This is a genomic window from Vibrio salinus (assembly GCF_021272385.1).
In the GTDB taxonomy this organism is placed as follows: domain Bacteria; phylum Pseudomonadota; class Gammaproteobacteria; order Enterobacterales; family Vibrionaceae; genus Vibrio; species Vibrio salinus.
Window position 1 is genome coordinate 227167 of record NZ_JAJSDZ010000010.1, and the last position, 19649, is coordinate 246815.

The window sequence follows — 19649 nt, forward strand, 5'->3', positions numbered from 1 at the left end:
GATTTTTAGTGATTGTTTTACAGCGAAGGGGTCATCTGAACAGGCTTTGTCTTTGTTGCAGGCCATTTGTAATCTACATGCCCTGTGCCGCAATCAAACCCGCTCAGAGTGAACAAAAATTAACCCCAAAAAATCAATAGACCTTAGTAATGCACATTGATAAAAAAACCTCATCTTAATAAATGAGGCTTTCATCCTGTGTGTCCTTTTGTCATTTGTTAGAACAGAGATTTACCAAACCGATTTCATTTATCAGTAAAGTAATTTTCTATGTGGTGATGCAACGGAATCAAAATTAAGAGTGAAATAAGTGTTGATGGCAATAAAATAAGAATATGTGCATCATAAAACAAATAATTTAACGTCATCTTTTCCGGAAAGCTTTGCGGGCTGGTCAGACCAAAAATCAACGAAATAGATAAAAAAACCAGAGCAACACATGGGAAAAAAAGCACACTTGGTAATGTTTCTTTCAGTTCGTCCCATTTACGGTCAAATACACTGGGCATGACATCACTCAGCACATATAAGACAAACAGAATACCTATTATTGCGTATGGAATCATAACGTTCCTCCCCATGCCTAATAGTTGTTATGCAAAATTTGCCGGATTATTTTCTCTGATACCGATAAACTGTCCTTATTTCCTTTCCGGTTATAGTGAAACTTTAATATAAAGATTTCATATTCGCTTACGCTGCTCAAGGCCACTATCTGAAAAACATGAGATATAACAGTAATAACATCACACTTTAAAAGGAAACCGTTATTTTTCCTTTTATTAGCCCTATACAAAAACATGCATCAATACAAAATTATTATGATATATCCATATCTAATTTTCTGAATTTATTTGTCTTAAAAATCAGACTGAAATAAAAATAGAATCGTTATTTGTCAGAAATCCTTTTCAATTTCCTCATCCGGTATCTTGCAACGAAATATAAGCACGACTAAATTTATACTATAAGTTGTTAGTTGGTTTCTGCTCCCATTACAAAAAGGGACCCATAACTGATGGCATAAAAATATAATTAAGGCTTACTCATTATGTCAGATGATCGCTTCGTTTTTCAGGAAGAATCAGACAACATTCCACCTGAAAGCCCGTTCAATACAGATTCGTACAAGCCAGGTAAAATTTTAACAGTCGATGATGACATTAACTATCAGAAGTCGCTGCTTTACAGCCTGCGTGATTTAGTCATAAAAGGGAAACCGGTTGAAATACTGACAGCAAACTCAGCAGCAGAAGCTGCACGAGTTCTGACTCAGCATGACGATATTGCTATCATTTTGCTGGATGTGGTTATGGAACAAGACGATGCCGGATTAAGACTGGTTGATACCATTCGTTATGTACAGGGCAATGCATTAATCCGGATCATTCTGCTGACCGGCCAGCCAGGCGTTGCCCCACGAAAAGAAGTCATGCATAAATATGATATCAATGAGTACTGGAACAAATCCGAAATCGATCACGATACGCTGAAGTCCGTTATTGCGGCCAATCTACGTTCATGGCATTCGATGTATGAACTGGAACAAGCCCGTATTGGCTTGCAGATGGTTGTTGATGCATCCCGGCACTTAGCAAGTAAGTACGACAAAAAATCGTTTATACAGGTCGTTTTAAAAGAAATCGGTTACCTGATTGGCGGTAAAAATGAACTGACACTTTGCGTAGCACAGGTCGACTCCGACAATTCTTATGAGAAAGCGTCTTTTATTGCCGGGGTCGGCATCTCTGGTGTCAGACCGGGCGAACATCTGCCTGACTCTCTTTGCGATGAATTCGGTCAGCTATGCGAGCATGCATTAAGAGAAGAGAACCATCAGTTTAATCATAACCGCTCCGTACTTTATTTCTGCGGAAACAACGAACACTCTTATTGTTATATGGTGTTGGTCAAAGCCCGACAGAATCTGAGTGACTACCACATTCACCTTTTACAAGTCTTCAGTGAAAATATCAGCTCTGGATTTATGCAGCTTTCTCTGGTGAATCAACTGTCAAAACTTGCTTATCAGGATACCGAACTTCGTATTAATAACCGTAACTGGCTATTACGGGAACTGAACACAATGAATACGAGTGATTTAAATGAGTCAGAACTTATCATTCTGGAAATTGATCAGTACGATTCCCGCGTTTTATCTTTTGATGAGCACTCTTTATGTGAAGCCATTAAAGCGATCTACCTTAATATCAACAACACGTTAAAACACTCGTTAGCCATAGCACGGATAAGTGTTGACGGTTTCGCTGTGCTGTATAACAAACAAAAAGCCCCCACGGATTCCACCCTGATAAGCCTTATCAATCAGACTTACGAAATTAACGGCTACACCATCCGTTATTCCTTTACGATTGCCAGAATAGAACTGGCCCTGATTCAGGATTTACCGGCACTGCAGCAACTTCACCTTGCCAGAAGTCTGCTCTGTTACGCCCGCCAACAGGGGAATGGTGTCATTTCTTATCAACCGGGGTACAGGGATCATCTGGTCAGAGATTATCAATACCTGAGCGACTTAATGACGGCTATTGAGAATCAGGAGTTTTATCTTGCCTTCCAACCTCAGGTCGATATCCACAATAATCATCCGGTGGGTCTTGAAGCGCTTATCCGCTGGAAAAAAAACGGCAAAGTCATATTACCGGGTGAGTTTATTCCATTAGCGGAACGAACCGGCTTGATTTCCAAAATCGATCCAATTGTCGTCCGTCTTGTCGCCGATGCAATACATCATCTGAAACGTGAAGGATATCAGTTACCTATCTCATTCAATGCTACCGTCAAAGACATTTCTAACCCGGAATATATTCAGCTAGTTATGGATCTGATTGAAACAGAAAACATCAGTTCAGAACTGTTCGACATTGAAATTACTGAAACTCAGGCAATGGAATCGTATCAGGATATACACCCGGTTCTGGAAAAATTGCATGATGCCGGCATACATATCAGTATTGATGATTTCGGCACGGGCTATTCTTCACTATCTCATATTTCACAACTTGCCGCGGATACGATTAAAATTGATATCGCTTTCGTCACGCATCTTGATAAAGATAAAGCCAGCCAGAAGGTTGTCGAGATGGTTATCAACCTGGCTTCTATATTTGGCTTTTCAGTCATTGCAGAAGGCATCGAAACTGAATTGCAAAAACAGGAATTAATTGATCGGGGCTGCCATATAGGTCAGGGATTCCTTTACGCCAGACCGATGCCCATCGATGAACTGCTCGTATGGCTGGGCAATAACAGGACAGCATAAACCATGAAAGCTTCCTATCATTCAAAAGGGTTTCTGTTAAACAGTAACTCCGTTTTACTCATCATCAGCCTGTTCATAAGCGGTTTAATTGGCTGGCTTATCTATAAAAACAGCATAGACACACATTTGGATCAGGTGTTATCAGAGCAACAAAAGCGCATTAATCAGGCTCAGGTTTTATTCATCAGAGAAATTGGTGATATGAAACGAACAATCCGCCTATTACACGATGACCCATCCCTGTCCAGATCCATCGATAAAAATACCCCCATCAATCCGGAGCTGGCAGAAGAACTGTTTGTCTCTTTTGCACATAGCATCAATTCACTGATGCAGGTCCGCTGGATAGACATTCAGGGACAGGAGCAGGTCAGAGTTAATGCTCAGGAAGGCGATGTTTATATTGTTCCTCATGAACAGTTACAGAATAAAATCAACCGTTATTACGTCAGACGTGGATACCAGACTCCGGAAGGAAGCGTGTATCTTTCCAGTCTTGATCTGAATATCGAGCATGGGAAAATAGAAATTCCTTACCAGCCAACCATCCGGATCACATTAAGAACAGGGGCAACCGAACCGCAGCGGGATGGTCTTTTAGTACTGAATTACAATATCGGATATCTGCTCCGTGCTATCAGGACATTAAACACAGACGAAGTCAAACTACAGATCATTGATCAGGATGGATTCTGGATAATGCACCCGGATGACCGTCTTGAATGGGGTAGCGACTTAAACAAGCCTCAGAATAATGTAAAAAATATCTCTCCGGCCCTCTGGAAAGCACTGCAGAAAAACAAAGAAAAACGGGAGTTAGATCTGAATCAGGGCATGGTCAGTTACAAATGTTCCGATTTAACGAAAGACTTTGCTCAAACCGAATTCAACCATGGGTCTATTCTGTGTTTCAATGCCGTAACACCTAAAAAATTCGTTACCGGACTGAAAGTGAAAGCCGCCATACCGGCCATTCTGGTTGCTATCATTATTTTCCTTTCCGGGGCCTGGGTACTGTTGAGGGAACGAAAAGCCAGTCAGGCTTTAATTAATATGAATCAAAAGCTTGAGACCGATAAACAACTATTGAAGGAGTCTGCTGACTACACCAAAAATTTACTCGAACAACAGCACATATTGCAAAATGATCTGGTCGAATCACGTAAGCTTTCCGCTCTCGGAATGATGGTAGCCGGTGTTGCTCATGAACTCAACACACCATTAGGCACCGCAATTATGTCCTCCTCAAAACTTCATTCGGAATATAACAAGCTCAAAGCTTCCTTTGCGGAAGGCCTGACGAAGAGTGCCCTACAAGAATATCTTGACTCTGCCGGACATGGACTGGATCTGATTGAAGAAAGTCAGCGGCGGGCTGCCGAATTGGTCCGTAGTTTTAAACGGTTAGCAATAGACAGAGCAAGAGAAGAATCTGTTTCCTTTAACCTGAATCAGGTTATTGAAGATTTACTAAAAACACTCCACCACCGTTTAAAACAGGCTCAGGTTGAAACCAGACTGGAAGTTGAAGACATCGAAATGTCAGGTATGCCCGGGATCATTTCTCAGGTTATCCAAAATTTAGTCATCAACACACTACATCATGCCTTTACGCCGGAAATGGGCGGAGTACTGACTGTTTGTGCAACATTAAATAAAGAAGAGAAACAAGTAGAGATCAGAATCTCCGATAACGGTAAAGGAATTGATCCAGACGTGCTACCCAATTTATTTGATCCATTTGTTACCAGCAAACGCTCTCAGGGTAACACAGGGTTGGGTATGCACTTTGTCCATCAATGGGTCACAAACTCACTGCAGGGTACCATATCTGTCGAAACCGTACCGGACAGCGGCACGACGTTTATCATCGAAATACCACAAAAAATTGAGATGAATTTGCCGGAAGATTAATTAACCACGATTTACAACAGAATCCCGGGTGACCAGATTTCCCCGGATCAAAGACCGTTTATCTACGGGACGACGGTTAATCAGGCTGTCCAGTTCCTGCATTGCAGCATTTACTAACTTCTCACTCGGATAACTGATACAGGTCAGCGCCGGCGTCAGCTGATTCGCCAGAAACGAATCTTCCAGAGACATCATGGAAACTTCCTGAGGCGTCGATAAATTAAAATCTTTGAACAATTTCATGGCAATGGCGGCATGACTGTCACGCATCACGATTAACGAGGTAAAGGGAGAGTAGCTGTTTAACAGGTTCATTACCGCTAATTCAGGGCTTTCATCGACTGTAACTATCAACTGACGGTTAATCGGTATCGATAAATTCTGCATGGCGGTTTTATAACCTTCAAGAACCAGCTCAGAAGCATAATCATTGCTGTCGAGAATAATGGCAATAGAAGAATGTCCTTTCCCCGACAAATAGCGGCAGGCACTCTCACAGGCAAAACGATAATCATAGCCGACAGTACGGCTGTCTGTTTGAGCAATACCATCAATCGCAATAATGTTGGTATCTTCGGTATAAGGAAACGAGCTGCCGACGGAAATGATCGCATCACACTGACAACCATTAAATTCGGCCACAACCCGGGTAAAATCTTCTTTTGAATCGACGAAATTAACCAACATCTGTTTATTTCGTTCTTTCAGAGCTTTGGCAAGCATCGGTAAATACGTCGATACCTGCCCTGCATCGGTTGTAGAAAGAATAACACCAATGTAGTCTGAACGCTTCGTGGCAAGACTCTGTGCCATGACGTTGGGGCGGTAATTCAATGCTTCCGCCGCTTTCAGTACTACCTCACGGCTTTCTTCTTTTACTCCCCGACTGCCACTTAAAACACGAGAAACTGTCGCTTTCGAGACATTTGCAAGCCGGGATACATCGTTAATAGTAGCCATAACAATCCTACAAAGCGTTATACTGCATAAATTAAAATAAAAACAAACGGGAAAACGGTTCCCGGTTATTTCATTTTACCTCAGCATCCGGATTAGACAAGCAAGTTCCTACAGTCAATACAAAAAAGTCTGACCCAGATCAGGTCAGACTAGTGCTGTTCAGGAAACAGCAGCGGATTCTTTCTGCTCTATCCGTTTATGAACATCAATCAACTCATTAACCAGTTCTTTCGCAAGAATTGAGGTCATCAGATGATCCTGAGCATGAACCATGATCAATGTCATCTTGGTTTTGCCTTCTCCTTCATCGGCCTCAATCAATTGAGTCTGAACCCGGTGCGCCTTACTGGCATATTCATTAGATTCTTTGAGTAATTTCTCAGCCTGAGCAAACTGGCCCTTTTTAGCGCAACGCAACGCTTCATAACATAAACTGCGGGATTGTCCTGAATTTATAATGATGCCCATGACCTGTTCTTCAAGATCCATTATTCTTCTCCTTCATTAAAACCATTATTTTTTGATACGCCAGCAAACCACTGACCACTTTTCTTCAGACTACGTTGCTGGGTAGCTAAATCTAACCGGAAAAAACCATAACGGTTCTTATAAGCGTTACTCCATGACCAGTTATCAATGAAGGTCCACATATGATATCCAAAGCACCGGCTGCCCTCTTCAATTGCCCGGTGAACCCATTTCAGATGCCCTTTCACAAAATCAATCCGGTAGTCGTCCTGAACCTGACCGTCCGTAATGAATTTTTCCTCACCTTCTACGCCCATACCATTTTCAGAGATGTAACATGGCAAGTTACCGTAGTTATCGCGTAAGTTGATTAAAATATCGTAAATACCTTTTTCATAGATTTCCCAACCACGATGGCGGTTCATTTTGCAACCTGGCATCACGTAATTGTCAAAAAACCATTCCGGCATAAAAGGGCCATCAGTATTAATCGCATTCAGGCGAGCCTGAACCCGTCTGGGCTGATAATAATTGATACCCAGAATGTCCACCTTACCCTGAGCAATCAGATCACAGTCACCCGATTCTATCTTCGGAAGCTGCTCATACTGACCAAGCAATTCCACCAATTCCTGTGGGTATTCTCCTTTAACTGCCGGGTCCAGAAAACTACGGTTAAACAGTAAATCACAACGTTTTGAAGCTAGCAGGTCGGGGGCATTCTGCGAGCGGGGATAAGACGGTGTTAAATTGAGTACAATGCCAATTTTACCCGGAAGGTTGAGCTTACGAAAACACTGGACAGCACGGGCATGAGCAATAATGGTGTGGTAAGCAACCGTTGCAGCACGACGGAAATCGACAACATTCGGGTAATGAAAATTGTAAAGGTAACCGCCTTCGACCGGCACAATCGGTTCATTAAACGTAAACCAGTATTTCACCCGGTCACCGAACAATTTGAAACAAGTTTCAACATATTTCGCATAAGCATCAACAACTTCACGACTTTCGAAACCGCCCATTTTTTGCATGGCCATTGGCATATCAAAATGGAACAAGCAAATAAAAGGCTCAATTTTCTGAGCTATCAGTTCATCAATGACGTTGTTATAGAATTCGACAGCAAGCGGATTGACTTCCCCTGTTCCGGTCGGAATCAGCCGGGACCAGGAAATGGAGGTCCGGAAACTATTGTGATTGACCTGCTTCATCAACTGAATATCTGAACGGTAGTTTTTATAAAATGTTGACGCATCTGTCGCAGGAACGCCCTGAAAAAAGCGGTTTGGCTCTTGTTTATACCAATGGTCCCAGATATTTTCACCTTTCCCATAGGAAAAGGCGGCGCCTTCAGTCTGAGCAGCAGAAGCAGCGCTTCCCCAAAAAAAATCGTTTGGAAATTGATATTGCATAATGTTGTCCTGTAACCGGGCTGCACTACTGCAGCCCTTTTATTCCTAATTTAATTAATGAGTTGAAGCAGGTGCGCTGCTTACGGTCTGTGCTTTTTGCTCCTCTTCCTCGGCTTCTTTTTTCAGCAATTGTTTTTCATAAGCTTTTAAGAATGGGAAGTACATAACGGCAGCAGAACACATACAGAAAATGGAGAGAATAACCGGACTGATAGCCCAGTTTGCAGCCCACGACGCTCCGATAGGACCTGGTGTTGTCCATGGAGTCAGAGAAACGACTTTGGCAACCAGACCTAAATCAACCGCGAACCATGCGAAAACTGCATTCACCATTGGTACCAGAATGAACGGCAGGAAAAATACCGGGTTCATAATGATAGGAGCACCAAACAAGATAGGTTCGTTGATATTAAAGATGCCGGGAATGATACCCATTTTACCGATAGTTCTCAGGTGAACAGCTTTAGAACGAAGCAGCAGTATTGCCAGGGGTAATGTTGAACCCACACCACCAATCAGCAAATAGTGATCCCAGAACCCTTGCAAGAAAATATGTGGCATTGCAATACCACTTGTCATTGCAACCTGGTTTGCAGAAAGGTTAGCCATCCAGAAAGGGTTCATAATACCGGTCACAATAAGTGCTCCGTGAATACCTGCAAACCAAAGAATCTGACACATAAACACTGCCAGCAACACTGCAGGTAACGAATCCGATGCAGAAACCAAAGGCTGAAGCAATGACATGATAGCTTGTGGGATAATCATTCCAAATTGAGATTCAACCAGCAAATTGAGGGGGTGCAAAGTCAAAATAATAACCAGAACAGGAATCAGAATTTCAAATGAACGAGCCACACCAGTCGGAACTTCCGGAGGCAGCTTAATCGTAATGTTTTTGCGTTTCAGGAAACCATAAACCTCAGTAGAATATATCGCCGTAATAATCGCAGTAAAAATACCCTGACCTGACAAGTATTGCATCGAAATAGCGCCGTCTTTTAGTGGTGCTGCAACCAGAAAAAAAGACATCAGCGATAGCAATCCGGTTGTTAACGGATCCAGCTTATGATGTTTAGCCAGACTTGCCGCAATACCAACCGAAACAAAGATGGTCATCACCCCCATACTGAGGTTAAATGGCAACATTAACTGGTCCCGGTATTTTTCTGAAAAATCCAGCCATCCACGGGCAAATCCCCATGTGGTATCTTGTGAAAATGGAGGGAAAATGAAAACGAGCATAAAAGACCCGACAATCATAAACGGCAAAGCGGCAATAAACCCGTCCCGAATCGCCATAATGTATTTTTGCTGACCCATTTTTCCAGCAAGGGGCGATACTTTCTGTTCAATTACATCGACCATACGGTCGTATAAGGTACTCATATCAATCTCCTGAATTGATTAATTGCTAAGCATGTTCACTGATAAGATCAAGGGCAAAATCAAGCACTTTGTCGCCTTTTTGCAGGCCATAATCCATCATATTGATGGTCTCAACCCGGACACCGGCGGAGTTGGCTTCTTCCTGAAGATCTTGTTGCATATATTTAACCTGAGGCCCTAACAGAACCACCTGATAATCACTAAAATGGTTGCTGAATTCGGATGCCCCAAATGCATCAATTTGTACTTCAATACCCCGTTCTTCTGCAGACGCTATCATTTTTTTAACCAATAAAGAGGTGGACATCCCTGCAGAGCAGCACAGCATTATTTTGTTCATTTCAGACTTCTCCTGTTGTAGTTTTAATACTTAATAATATGCTCCATTGGATTTAGTTTGGAAACCGGTTTCCGGTTGTTTCCTATAAGAGTGTGAATTTGATCATTAAAAATAGATAAATAAAGGGGAAATGCATGATCTATGTAGCAAAGTTAACCTTCTGAAATTGGCAAAATTCCGGAACTTACCCGGTAAGGGGTTCAAAATTTCACTGATAAAAAGCTCATGAGAATACAAAGGTGTGACCGGTTGAATATCATTTTCCCAAAAGGTATGAAAAAATAGCCGTTTAGGATATCGGTTTCCATACACAAAATAAGAAGGCCAAGCCAGAATATGAAGCACTTTGTTACCAGGATAATCGCGGCCAACATTGATCGTTACTTTTCACCGGTGGCCCGTAGTATTTCCCGCAGTGTCCATGTCACGGCATTAAGAGACGGCTTTCAGCTTTCTATGCCTTTTATTTTTATCGGTTGTCTGTTTGTGCCACTGATTTTCCCCATAATAAATATCCCTGCCGAAAGGATAGGCGCAGCACCATGGTGGGATCAGTTAAGGATCTCTCTGCGTCCTCTGGTTCTTCCAACCTATCAACTGACATTGGGTATGGTTGCGCTTATTGTGGCATTCGGAATAGCGGCCAGTCTGGCCAAACAATACCAGCTTCCAGAGCGTCTTTCCGGTTTAACCGGCAGCATGGCTTTTCTTATGCTGGCAGGCTTTAGCGACTCCGAATCACTAAATACCAGTTACCTTGGTGGTACTGGTATTTTTACGGCGCTCGTTGCAAGTATCTACTCTGTTGAAATTATTCACATATGTGTTCAGAAAAAATGGTTTATACGAATGCCAGAGGATGTCCCCTTGATTACCGCTCAGGCTTTTAAACTGATCATTCCGATCTTTATCGTATACGTATCTCTGACCGCTTTTAATTTACTGTTAAATCAAAACTTCGGGGTTCACTTACCTCAGTTGATAGAACAACTATTCAGGCCTCTTGTACTGGCTTCAGATAGTCTTGCTGCCGTTCTGATTTCCGTTCTTATCTGCCAGTTGCTGTGGTTTGTCGGCATTCATGGGTCTATTATTGTGACCGGTATTATGAATCCATTCTGGATGACAAACTTACTGATAAACCAACAGGCTATGGAATCCGGCGTTACCACTTTACCTCACATATATACCGCTTCTTTCTGGGATTTTTTCTTATTAATCGGCGGCGTAGGTTCTACCCTTCCACTGGTATATCTGGCAATCAAAAGTCGTTCCAATCAGTTAAAATCCGTTGGCAAAGTAGCACTGATTCCGGCTTTGTTTAACATTAACGAACCCATCATGTTTGGTTTCCCAATTATTATGAATCCGGTTTTTATTGTCCCGTTTATCTGCGTACCGCTGATTAACGCAATCATTGCCTGGTATCTGACCTCTATCGGAATATTAGACCGGATAGTAATGATGCTACCCTGGACCATTCCCGCTCCCATAGGAGCCGCCTGGGCAGCCAATGGCAGCATTACGAATGCACTGATGGCCATGTTGGCAATCCTTAACGCCTACTTCATGTACCTTCCTTTTTTCCGTGCTCATGAGAAAATAGTGTTAGAGCAACAGGAAAAAATGAATGCCAGAAAATCAGCAAAAACGAATGCCTAAGGTCTGTTAACTCTAATTCATTTAAACTAAGTTCGGATGCTTGGTATTGAATGCATCAACCAACGCATCTACGCACACCCTGACCTTTGCCTGCCCATAAACATCCGGATGGACGACCAGCCAGATATCAGCTACGTCAGTGCACTCTGGAAGAACCTGAATCAGGTCAGGCTCATGGACTGCCGTAATATCGCAGGACAGAGCACCAATACCGAATCCCTGACGCACAGCCTGAATCAAAAGAGCCTGAGAATCGGTTTCCATCGCAATAGCCGCTTGTCTGATCGGTTCTCCGCATAAGGCTTCCCAATATTTAGGCACATCTGTACGGTTGTACATAACAAGCCGGTGACTCGCAAAAGCGGTCCCGCTAACGGGTTTCCCAAAGCGTTGTATATATCCGGAGCTCGCATACAACGCCACTTTTGTCGTATATAAGTGCCGGACTATCAGGTTTTCTTCCTGTGGCCGCTTATTTCGAATAGCAATATCAGCTTCTCCGTGTCGCATGTCTGACAGTTTCAGGGAAGCATTAATTGTGACTTCAATATCAGGATAACTCTCCTGGAGAGACTCCAGGGCCCGTAAAACAAACTGGCAGGCAAGTACTTCTGTCGTTGTGATTCGGACTTTTCCGGATAAAGAAGCATCAGCCCCTGCGGTCTTCCGGAGCATCGTGGCAACAGCCTGTTCCATCATTTCGGCTTCTGGAAGGAGTTTTCTCCCTTCCACAGTCAGAAAATACCCTTCAGGCCGGCGATAAAAAAGAGTCGCTCCCATTTCCTTTTCAAGCATTTTAAGCCGGCGAGCTACCGTTGCCTGATCAACAGACATGCTTATCGCCGCCGACCTCGCTCCGCCACTTCTGGCAACCGTTAAAAAAAATCTCAGATTATCCCAGTTCAAAGCGATGTCCCTCAATCAGTGCTGAAATTATGCAGCAGGATATCGAATTTACGCTGCTTTTTTAAGTATCCAGACTCAATTAATCTTTCACTATGTTACTCACTGATAATAAAAGGAATCACAATGAGAGCCGTGTTATTGAAACAATTCGGAGGCACAGAGAATCTGAAATTAGAGTCGGTACCTGAACCGCTCCTGAGTCCGGATGAGGTTCTGGTTAACGTCATTTCAGCCGGCATCAACCCAATTGATATTAAAACCCGCGCAGGGCAAGGTGCCTGCAATCATACTCCGGTAACAACACCAGAAATTTTGGGATGGGACCTGTCCGGTATCGTGGTAAAGTGCGGGGAAAAAGTGACCCGGTGGAAACCCGGAGACGAAGTTTTCGGATCCGTTGGCTTTCCGGGGCTTGGCAGAACGCACGCAGAATACGCAGCAGTAAAGGCCGGTCATCTGGCTCCGAAACCGCAAAATGTATCTCATGATGAATGTGCCGCGGCAGCAATGACCGGACTGACAGCCTGGCAAGCTCTTACCCGTCATTGTCATCCGGAAAAAGGCAGCAAAATATTAATTCACGGTGCTTCCGGGGGTGTCGGACATATGGCCGCCCAAATTGCCTTAAATCTGGGGTTACAGGTAACCGGAACGGCATCGCCAGAAAAGTGCGCGTTTGTACACTCACTTGGCATCAGGGACTGCATTAACTACAAACGTGTTTGCTGGAACACTTATGAAAACCACTTTGACTTTATTCTCAATACCGTCAGTAATGAAGTGACAAGAAAATCTTTCCGTCTGTTAAAACCCAATGGTGTATTAGTCAGCATTTTGCCACCCGATGAGGAAACACAAAAAATTACCCGGACTTCCGAAGCAGCATGTCACTTTGTTCTGATGCAGTCCAATGGTCAGGATATGGCACAGATAGGAAAGTTATTAGAAGAAGGGAAAATTCATCCGCATATCGCAAAAACGCTACCGTTATCAAACACAGCGCAAGCACACCAAATAATGGAAGCCCATCACTGCATAGGGAAAATTGTTTTAAAACCGTAGAATAATGAAGTAAATTTGATACTTAAATCGTTTCTAAAAAATAACCACCTGAAAGTCAGGTGGTTTAAATTAAAATATCGCAAATACTAACGACACTAACCAGCCCCAAGTAATCCATGTACACTAGTCGATTCATCAAAAAACATATTTGGTTTTACTTTATCTAGGAATTTTTTTGCTTTTTCTTCGATTTCTTTTTTATCTTTTTGTGAAAACAATTCAATTTGAACTTTATTTTTTTTATCCATAACCCATCTATATGTTTTAAATTTAAAAGGGCTACCCAAGCCATTCATTATTAGTGAATAATAAGCATAATATAAATTATTATGATCTTCGTCAGACAAAGTCCTTATATCATCAATTGTATTTATTTTAGGTAATTTACTCTCATAATATGAAACTAAATCTTCGCTTCCACAACCACGTAATAAAGCATCCTTAAGTAATTTAATACTATTTCCTGTGTCAAATTCAGGATGTCCTTTCATGATGTCGTATAAATACACATTTGCAGGGGCATAACCATCTGATGATGCTAATTTTAATAGTTCAACTTTATCTGATAACTCAAGAGGTAACCCAGCATTAAAGCCCGCAGCTTCGAACCCACCAGCTCTAACAGCTTTTCTTATCAATGGTAAATAGTTTCTCTTATAGAGGACGGGAATAGCCGTCCACCAAGGTTTATCCCCCAACGAAGTAAGGCATACATGGCTTTACCATCGCCCTTAACTTCTAATTTCTTCCAGCCACTAATCGCCTTCTTCATCCATGATTCATCACAATCCCACCCCAAATAATCACAATACCCATTATAGCTGGGTACCATTAGATGCATTGCCCACGGATCGCCTTTTTCTGCAGCTTTAAGCAACGTTGAACCTGCTTTAAATTGTTCCCCAGTTCTAAATTGAGTAACACCTAACCAAAACATCGCTCGACTATCACCTTTTTTGTCTAATTTCGAAAATATCATTTTGGCCTGAATAAACTCTTTACCATTAAATAAATTTATTCCATCCATCAAGGAAGAAGCTGTTACTTCAGAGGAGAACATGATTAGAAACACAACCAGACAGCTTACAATATTTTTCATTCAACTCTCTCCACCCAATTAAATTCTTTATACCCTTGACTTTTTATACTGTTATTATCTAGAGACACTTTATACTGAGGGAAACCAACCTGATGACCATGATACTTATCATAACTTTCCCTTTGGTATAACTGGGCTCTTCTAGTTAAAGATTCTATTGAATTTACAAATGAATTATGAGATTTAGCCATAAAATCATCATACTTAATTAATGGCTGCTGACTTAAATAAAAGCTTTTGTATTTATTCACTAAACAATCATCAAAAAACTGTTTTATCTTAAGCAAATTCTTCGCATAACGTTCCCATTTTTTTCCGTTATCAAGCTGAGTAGGATCATTCAGCCCCATTCGCTGTACAGCATTTTCAAAACGGGTCAGTTGCATTGCACTGGGTATTCCATTTGCGCCTAACCATTCAAATATCTGCAGAATAGCCATATTCTGTGCTGCGTTATGCTCCGCAACAGCATTTCTATCCTCGTCTTTTTCACCCACAAGCCCCCAAAGAACCGTTTCATTAGGAATGTTGTGATAATTAATTAGAACCGTCAGAAGTTTTGCTAATGTCTCTGCGGGCATATTTTTAATCCAGGCTTCGTTTTTCTGAATATTATCTTTATTCAGAATAAAGTTAGCGACAAATGGTGCGTTTCGCTCTTCTCTGGATCTTTTTTCCATATCATCAATAACCGTAAACGGTAATAATGCCAGTTCACCAAAGGTCAGACCAAATGCAACGGCTACTGTGATCATATCGTTAAATTTTCTAAACGTTTCATCTTTATCATTACTTTCATCAAAAAAGGCAAAACGTTTAAAATCTCTGTGAGTCATCAGATTAATCAGCACAGTAAACAAATCATCAATATTGTCCGGGTTGATCTCTGCGGCAATTTTGCCTTCACAGCCTAAACCACTTGTCAGCCCAGCGTTAAGGATCACCTGAAAGCGCCCTTTGTTGTAAGTAAGCGTAAATTCACACTTACCACCAAACCCGGCTTTGGCTTCCATACCTCCGCCCACTTTAAATAAGTTTTTAAACTCACGGGTAATACTTAGTGCTTTTGCATCCGCTTCAGTTGGCTTCCAGTTTAGCTTGCAATCCACCGTACCTCCTACTTTTAGGCCGGCAAACACTTCACCGCTTATCTTTCCTTCCGTGGTAAATTCTGTCGTTGTCGGCATAACACCCCGGACACCAAATTGTCCCGTTGGCGTATTACCAACTTGTAGCTTGTCCGATAAGGTCATACTGGCAGCAATCGCACCGTAAACCGTTCCGGTCACTTCTACAATAAAAGAGCCGATATCCCTCACTTTCGGTTTTGAACCGTCCGTCCGGCTGATATAAGGCAGATATTGTTGGCATGATAGCTCTGGCTTTATTATTAATACAAAAATGACCCTGTCATACTTTTGTTAATTTGCCGCTTTAACTCTGAAATGAAACAGATTTTCGATTACAATTGATACAATTTTATATCTCTAACAACGTTATAATAATCATGAAACAACATTGGCTTCTTTTTTTCCCGTTGGTTATCACCGGTTGTAATACTCAGTCGCAAAATCTAAATGTCACCAGTGATACTGTCCCAAAACAACAAATTCAGACTATCGTTAACAATATTAATAAGATGTATCCCGATGCGTCTAAAGAGCTAAAAGAACACGCAGCAAACGTTGTGGTCAGAGCCATTGAAAATTTAGTCTTTGTTAAAGGCGGCACATTTGACATGGGCGACTTTAAAGCTCCATGTGAAATACCCAGCCGAACCAGAAACCGGATTGACTGGACACCTGATGCCAACTGTTTAGCCTCACCAAGCAGTGTTGCAACTGGTGCACAATATCTCCATAAAGTTACTTTAGATTCCTATTCTATTTCCAAATATGAAACTTCCTTTATGAATATGGAATGGATGCGACAAATTAATAAGTTACCCTTTGCAATGGATAATTTTAAGACAGGAAAAGTAATAGCTAGAAACTCCTCTGAATATGCCCGGAGAATGGAAATTTTCAAGCATAAAGCTGCACCAACAAAAAAATGGCAAGAAGCTAAAGATTACTGCTTATGGCTAGGAAAAATATCTTCTTTGGACTTTAATTTACCAACTGAAGCTCAATGGGAATATGCAGCAAGAAATCGAGGAAAACATGTCTATTATGCTACTAATACTGGATATAGTCAGTTAGCAAATAGTTATTATTACGATCCCGAAATTGGCAAATTTATTGAATACAAAAAAGATGAAATTAATTCACCTAAGGGTTTAACAAATCTTGGCGCATTCCCTCCAAATCCCCTAGGTATATATGGAATGTCTAACCAAGTGACCGAATGGGTCAATGACTGGTATTCCGCTGAATATTACCAAAACTCACCGGAGAAAAATCCTCAAGGACCAAATTCTGGTACTCAAAAAGTTGCCAGAGATGGCGGTGGTCAAACAATGACATTTGATCGAATAAAAGAATCACCTTTACAAAAACATTACCACACAAGACTCAGCTTTAGGTGTGCAAAAAACTAACACAATTCATATTAATAAAATGAAGACTGTTTATCAGATTAATAATTCCCACCGAATCTTTTACAGTCTTCATTTTTATAATTTAAAAAAACTGAGTAACATTTATTTTTCAAACAGTTATTTTATTTATCTGTTTCTGAATTTGTTCTCTTTTATCTCTAAATACGTTACCCTGTGCTGGCTTAAATGGTATTCCGTCATTAACTAAAACAAGAGAAGATTTATTCTTCTGACTAAGCTCATAGACCCATTTATTAAATTGTCTCTGCTGAGTACCATCTAATATCGCATTAAGCCGATCCATATTTTTAAATAAACTCTTTACACTATTTTCCTTAGTGCCTGTTTCGTTCATTCTTGCTAAGATTTCTTCAAATTTTCTCCAGCTATAAGTTGTCTCTTTCAAAAGAAAACAAATAGCACTCTCTTGCTTTTCATCAAAACTAAGATAAAAGCCTTCAACCAAAGTATTTAACATCATCCCAATAGTTTCTGGGAATAAATAATCCTTTGACACTCCACTCCAAATATCACTGTTTGTGTCTAATATTCTTCTTGCTAAAAAATCAGCTTCTCTATGTAGCTCACTTCTAGTATCCCAAGCATCACTAACCTTTTGAACACCACTAACTACAGAATTTTCCAATGCATTAGTTGGTGAATCAATAAAATCAGAAGCAAATGCCAAATAACTCGCCTTAGTCAAATACTCATAAGCTAACTCATTAACACTTTGTAATGTACGATAGTCCACATATTGCAGTCCTTTCCAGATAACCAGTACAAGATCCCAAATTTTCCCAACATCAACACAAACAGCAAAACCACCCTGAGCACCTAATCCCCATACAACTCTGGCAGCACAGTGCAGATAAAACTGCGTCCCTATTAACGCAAACTGAAAATCAACCCCAGCACCAGCCCCAAAGGCCAGATTTCCTTCACCGCCCAGCGATGCTAATACACCAAATTTCAATGCAGGTTCATCTTTTGGATCTAACCATTCAATACCTCCGGTTAACTTTCCACCAACCTGCGCGCCGGCAAATCCTTCTCCGCTAATACCAATCTGACCACCATGATTTTTACAAGGACCAATATTTGCTCTGGGAGACAGCAACACTTCGGTTCCAGAAGGTTGCTCTCGGTTATTTCCTCCTTCAGCACCAGCTTTACCATCAACGGTGACACCAACAAATGCCCCTAATTCAATCCCTGCATTAAAGCGAAAGCGACCAAAGGAATAAAGAGCCGGATTTTTATTCGCATCGAGATAACTGAGTGTCAGACCAAAACCTTTTTCATACGGAACATAGCAGTTCGCTTTAACGGACGCTTCAGCCAAGGCAAAAGAAGCATTAGCTCCAATGCCAATATCAGCTTTGACTCCATCCTTAACTTCTAACGTACTATCAACCGATGCCTTTGCACCCCAGCGAAACAATTGTGCGCTTCCACTGACAGCAAACAAGGTATGACCGCTATCCGTTTTAACCTTACCCGTGGCCTGCCACACCTTCCAGTGCCATCCATCAGGAGTCCATAAATCAATACTTTTGGACAGTTTTTTTGAAATTTCTTTATTCTTCAGTACCCCGTGGCTCAAGTCATCTTTAATGGCCTGTTTCAGTTTGCCAGGATTAGCGGCATCCAAAACGGATTTTAATGCTTTGTGGTACGAATTTTTCTTCCAATAAGGTTTTTCCCGTACAAAAAATTCATCCCGGATATAAATTGCCTTATTTTGACTAACCAGTAAAACTTCACGGATATGGCGCTTCACATCCGATGTAAGTTTCGAGCTTTTTCCATTGTTAAATTTATCCAGATTAACCGATTTTTTCGTTGCCCCTTTTGATGTTGAACTGACTTCGGCTTTCTTCGTTAATGATTCCCAATGGGCTAACTCTTTATTTAACGATTCAAGAACCTTTTTCTGAAGAGTCTTAAGCGACTCTTCTCGATGAAAAATTGAGGTATACTCGCTTACAAACTGAATCCTTTTTTCGATTTCCTGACGCTTTGTTTCCGCCAACTGAGCATTTTCACTTTTACTCAATGAATTCGATTTTGTTGCGTTCTCTGCCTTTGGCTTGACTGCTCCGGCATAAATAGCATCATTAAGCCATGCTTCCCGTTTTAAGGTATGTTGGGCCAGTTCTTCCTCAGTAGCCGTTTCCGTTGATGGCGCTTCATTTTGAAGCTCTTTCAAAAGAGCAATCAATTTATCCGTCTGTTCAACTTCATCTAAAAGATATTTCTGCGATTCTTCATCTAAGCAATAATAATCTTTCGGATTATGATCTTTATCGAGCACAAACAAAATATCTACATATTCAGATTCTTTACAGGCAGGTTCAGAACAAATCGAACCAGTCTGGGACGTTGGCCTTTTCTTCTCTGGCGGTTCAACCGGATGAGTTGCTTTCGTCTTTTCGATCTTACAATCTTCGGGCAACACCACGACTTCTCCGGGGTGGATAAGGTCCGGATTAGGCTGAAGTTTCGGATTAAGGGCTAATAATTCAATAAATTCGACCTGATTATCAATGGCAACCTGTAATAAAGTATCGCCTTGTTTCACGGTATATGTATTTGTCATTTACTACAGA

General features: G+C 41.4%; 16 protein-coding genes. 5 read left to right on the forward strand and 11 right to left on the reverse strand.

The annotated features are described in order from the left end of the window. Positions 1-245: 245 nt before the first annotated feature. Complete coding sequence (locus LRQ06_RS14560) at positions 246-566, reverse strand: hypothetical protein (RefSeq protein WP_232767580.1); 321 nt, start codon at positions 564-566, stop codon at positions 246-248. Between the two features lie 485 nt (positions 567-1051). On the opposite strand from LRQ06_RS14560, the gene LRQ06_RS14565 reads away from it, so the two are divergent. Both LRQ06_RS14565 and LRQ06_RS14570 read left to right on the forward strand, forming a co-directional pair. Next, positions 1052-3283: an EAL domain-containing protein gene (locus tag LRQ06_RS14565; RefSeq protein WP_232767583.1), complete on the forward strand. Its 2232-nt coding sequence runs from the start codon at positions 1052-1054 to the stop codon at positions 3281-3283. A gap of 3 nt (positions 3284-3286) precedes the next feature. Next, entirely contained in the window at positions 3287-5197 is a 1911-nt protein-coding gene (locus tag LRQ06_RS14570; protein WP_232767585.1) for a sensor histidine kinase, read from the forward strand. Here LRQ06_RS14570 and LRQ06_RS14575 read toward each other — a convergent pair whose 3' ends face one another. The 5 genes from LRQ06_RS14575 to LRQ06_RS14595 form a co-directional block, all read right to left on the reverse strand. Further along, a complete protein-coding gene (locus tag LRQ06_RS14575; protein WP_232767588.1) occupies positions 5198-6157 on the reverse strand; it encodes a LacI family DNA-binding transcriptional regulator in 960 nt (319 codons plus the stop codon). It abuts the gene before it with no gap. Positions 6158-6316: 159 nt separating this feature from the next. Next, entirely contained in the window at positions 6317-6646 is a 330-nt protein-coding gene (locus tag LRQ06_RS14580) for a PTS lactose/cellobiose transporter subunit IIA (protein ID WP_232767591.1), read from the reverse strand. After that, the gene (gene gmuD, locus LRQ06_RS14585; protein ID WP_232767594.1) at positions 6646-8040 is read right to left on the reverse strand and encodes a 6-phospho-beta-glucosidase GmuD; all 1395 of its coding nucleotides are present in this window, start codon (positions 8038-8040) and stop codon (positions 6646-6648) included. The genes LRQ06_RS14580 and gmuD overlap by 1 nt, the downstream gene beginning before the upstream one ends. Positions 8041-8094: 54 nt before the next feature. Then, positions 8095-9429, reverse strand: a complete 1335-nt coding sequence (locus LRQ06_RS14590) for a PTS sugar transporter subunit IIC (RefSeq protein ID WP_232767597.1) — start codon at positions 9427-9429, stop codon at positions 8095-8097. Positions 9430-9454: 25 nt separating this feature from the next. Beyond that, on the reverse strand, positions 9455-9769 hold the full coding sequence (locus LRQ06_RS14595) for a PTS sugar transporter subunit IIB (protein WP_232767599.1): 315 nt from the start codon (positions 9767-9769) through the stop codon (positions 9455-9457). A 336-nt stretch (positions 9770-10105) separates the two neighbouring features. On the opposite strand from LRQ06_RS14595, the gene LRQ06_RS14600 reads away from it, so the two are divergent. After that, positions 10106-11431, forward strand: a complete 1326-nt coding sequence (locus LRQ06_RS14600; RefSeq protein ID WP_232767601.1) for a PTS sugar transporter subunit IIC — start codon at positions 10106-10108, stop codon at positions 11429-11431. A gap of 21 nt (positions 11432-11452) precedes the next feature. Here LRQ06_RS14600 and LRQ06_RS14605 read toward each other — a convergent pair whose 3' ends face one another. Further along, positions 11453-12337: a LysR family transcriptional regulator gene (locus tag LRQ06_RS14605; protein WP_232767602.1), complete on the reverse strand. Its 885-nt coding sequence runs from the start codon at positions 12335-12337 to the stop codon at positions 11453-11455. Positions 12338-12460: 123 nt separating this feature from the next. On the opposite strand from LRQ06_RS14605, the gene LRQ06_RS14610 reads away from it, so the two are divergent. Beyond that, on the forward strand, positions 12461-13399 hold the full coding sequence (locus tag LRQ06_RS14610) for an NADP-dependent oxidoreductase (protein WP_232767604.1): 939 nt from the start codon (positions 12461-12463) through the stop codon (positions 13397-13399). A 95-nt stretch (positions 13400-13494) separates the two neighbouring features. Here the strand turns inward: LRQ06_RS14610 and LRQ06_RS14615 are convergent, their stop codons facing one another. Genes LRQ06_RS14615 through LRQ06_RS14625 form a run of 3 tightly spaced genes read right to left on the reverse strand, consistent with a single transcriptional unit; the run spans position 13495 to position 15817 of the window. After that, on the reverse strand, positions 13495-14037 hold the full coding sequence (locus LRQ06_RS14615) for a hypothetical protein (protein ID WP_232767606.1): 543 nt from the start codon (positions 14035-14037) through the stop codon (positions 13495-13497). Then, positions 14034-14498: an SEL1-like repeat protein gene (locus LRQ06_RS14620; RefSeq protein ID WP_232767609.1), complete on the reverse strand. Its 465-nt coding sequence runs from the start codon at positions 14496-14498 to the stop codon at positions 14034-14036. Before LRQ06_RS14620 ends, LRQ06_RS14615 begins: the two co-directional genes overlap by 4 nt. Further along, on the reverse strand, positions 14495-15817 hold the full coding sequence (locus LRQ06_RS14625) for a hypothetical protein (RefSeq protein ID WP_232767611.1): 1323 nt from the start codon (positions 15815-15817) through the stop codon (positions 14495-14497). Before LRQ06_RS14625 ends, LRQ06_RS14620 begins: the two co-directional genes overlap by 4 nt. A 188-nt stretch (positions 15818-16005) precedes the next feature. Between LRQ06_RS14625 and LRQ06_RS14630 the strand changes: the two genes are divergently transcribed. After that, a complete protein-coding gene (locus LRQ06_RS14630; RefSeq protein WP_232767613.1) occupies positions 16006-17037 on the forward strand; it encodes a formylglycine-generating enzyme family protein in 1032 nt (343 codons plus the stop codon). A 109-nt stretch (positions 17038-17146) separates the two neighbouring features. Here LRQ06_RS14630 and LRQ06_RS14635 read toward each other — a convergent pair whose 3' ends face one another. Next, on the reverse strand, positions 17147-19639 hold the full coding sequence (locus LRQ06_RS14635) for a LysM peptidoglycan-binding domain-containing protein (protein ID WP_232767614.1): 2493 nt from the start codon (positions 19637-19639) through the stop codon (positions 17147-17149). Positions 19640-19649: the final 10 nt, after the last annotated feature.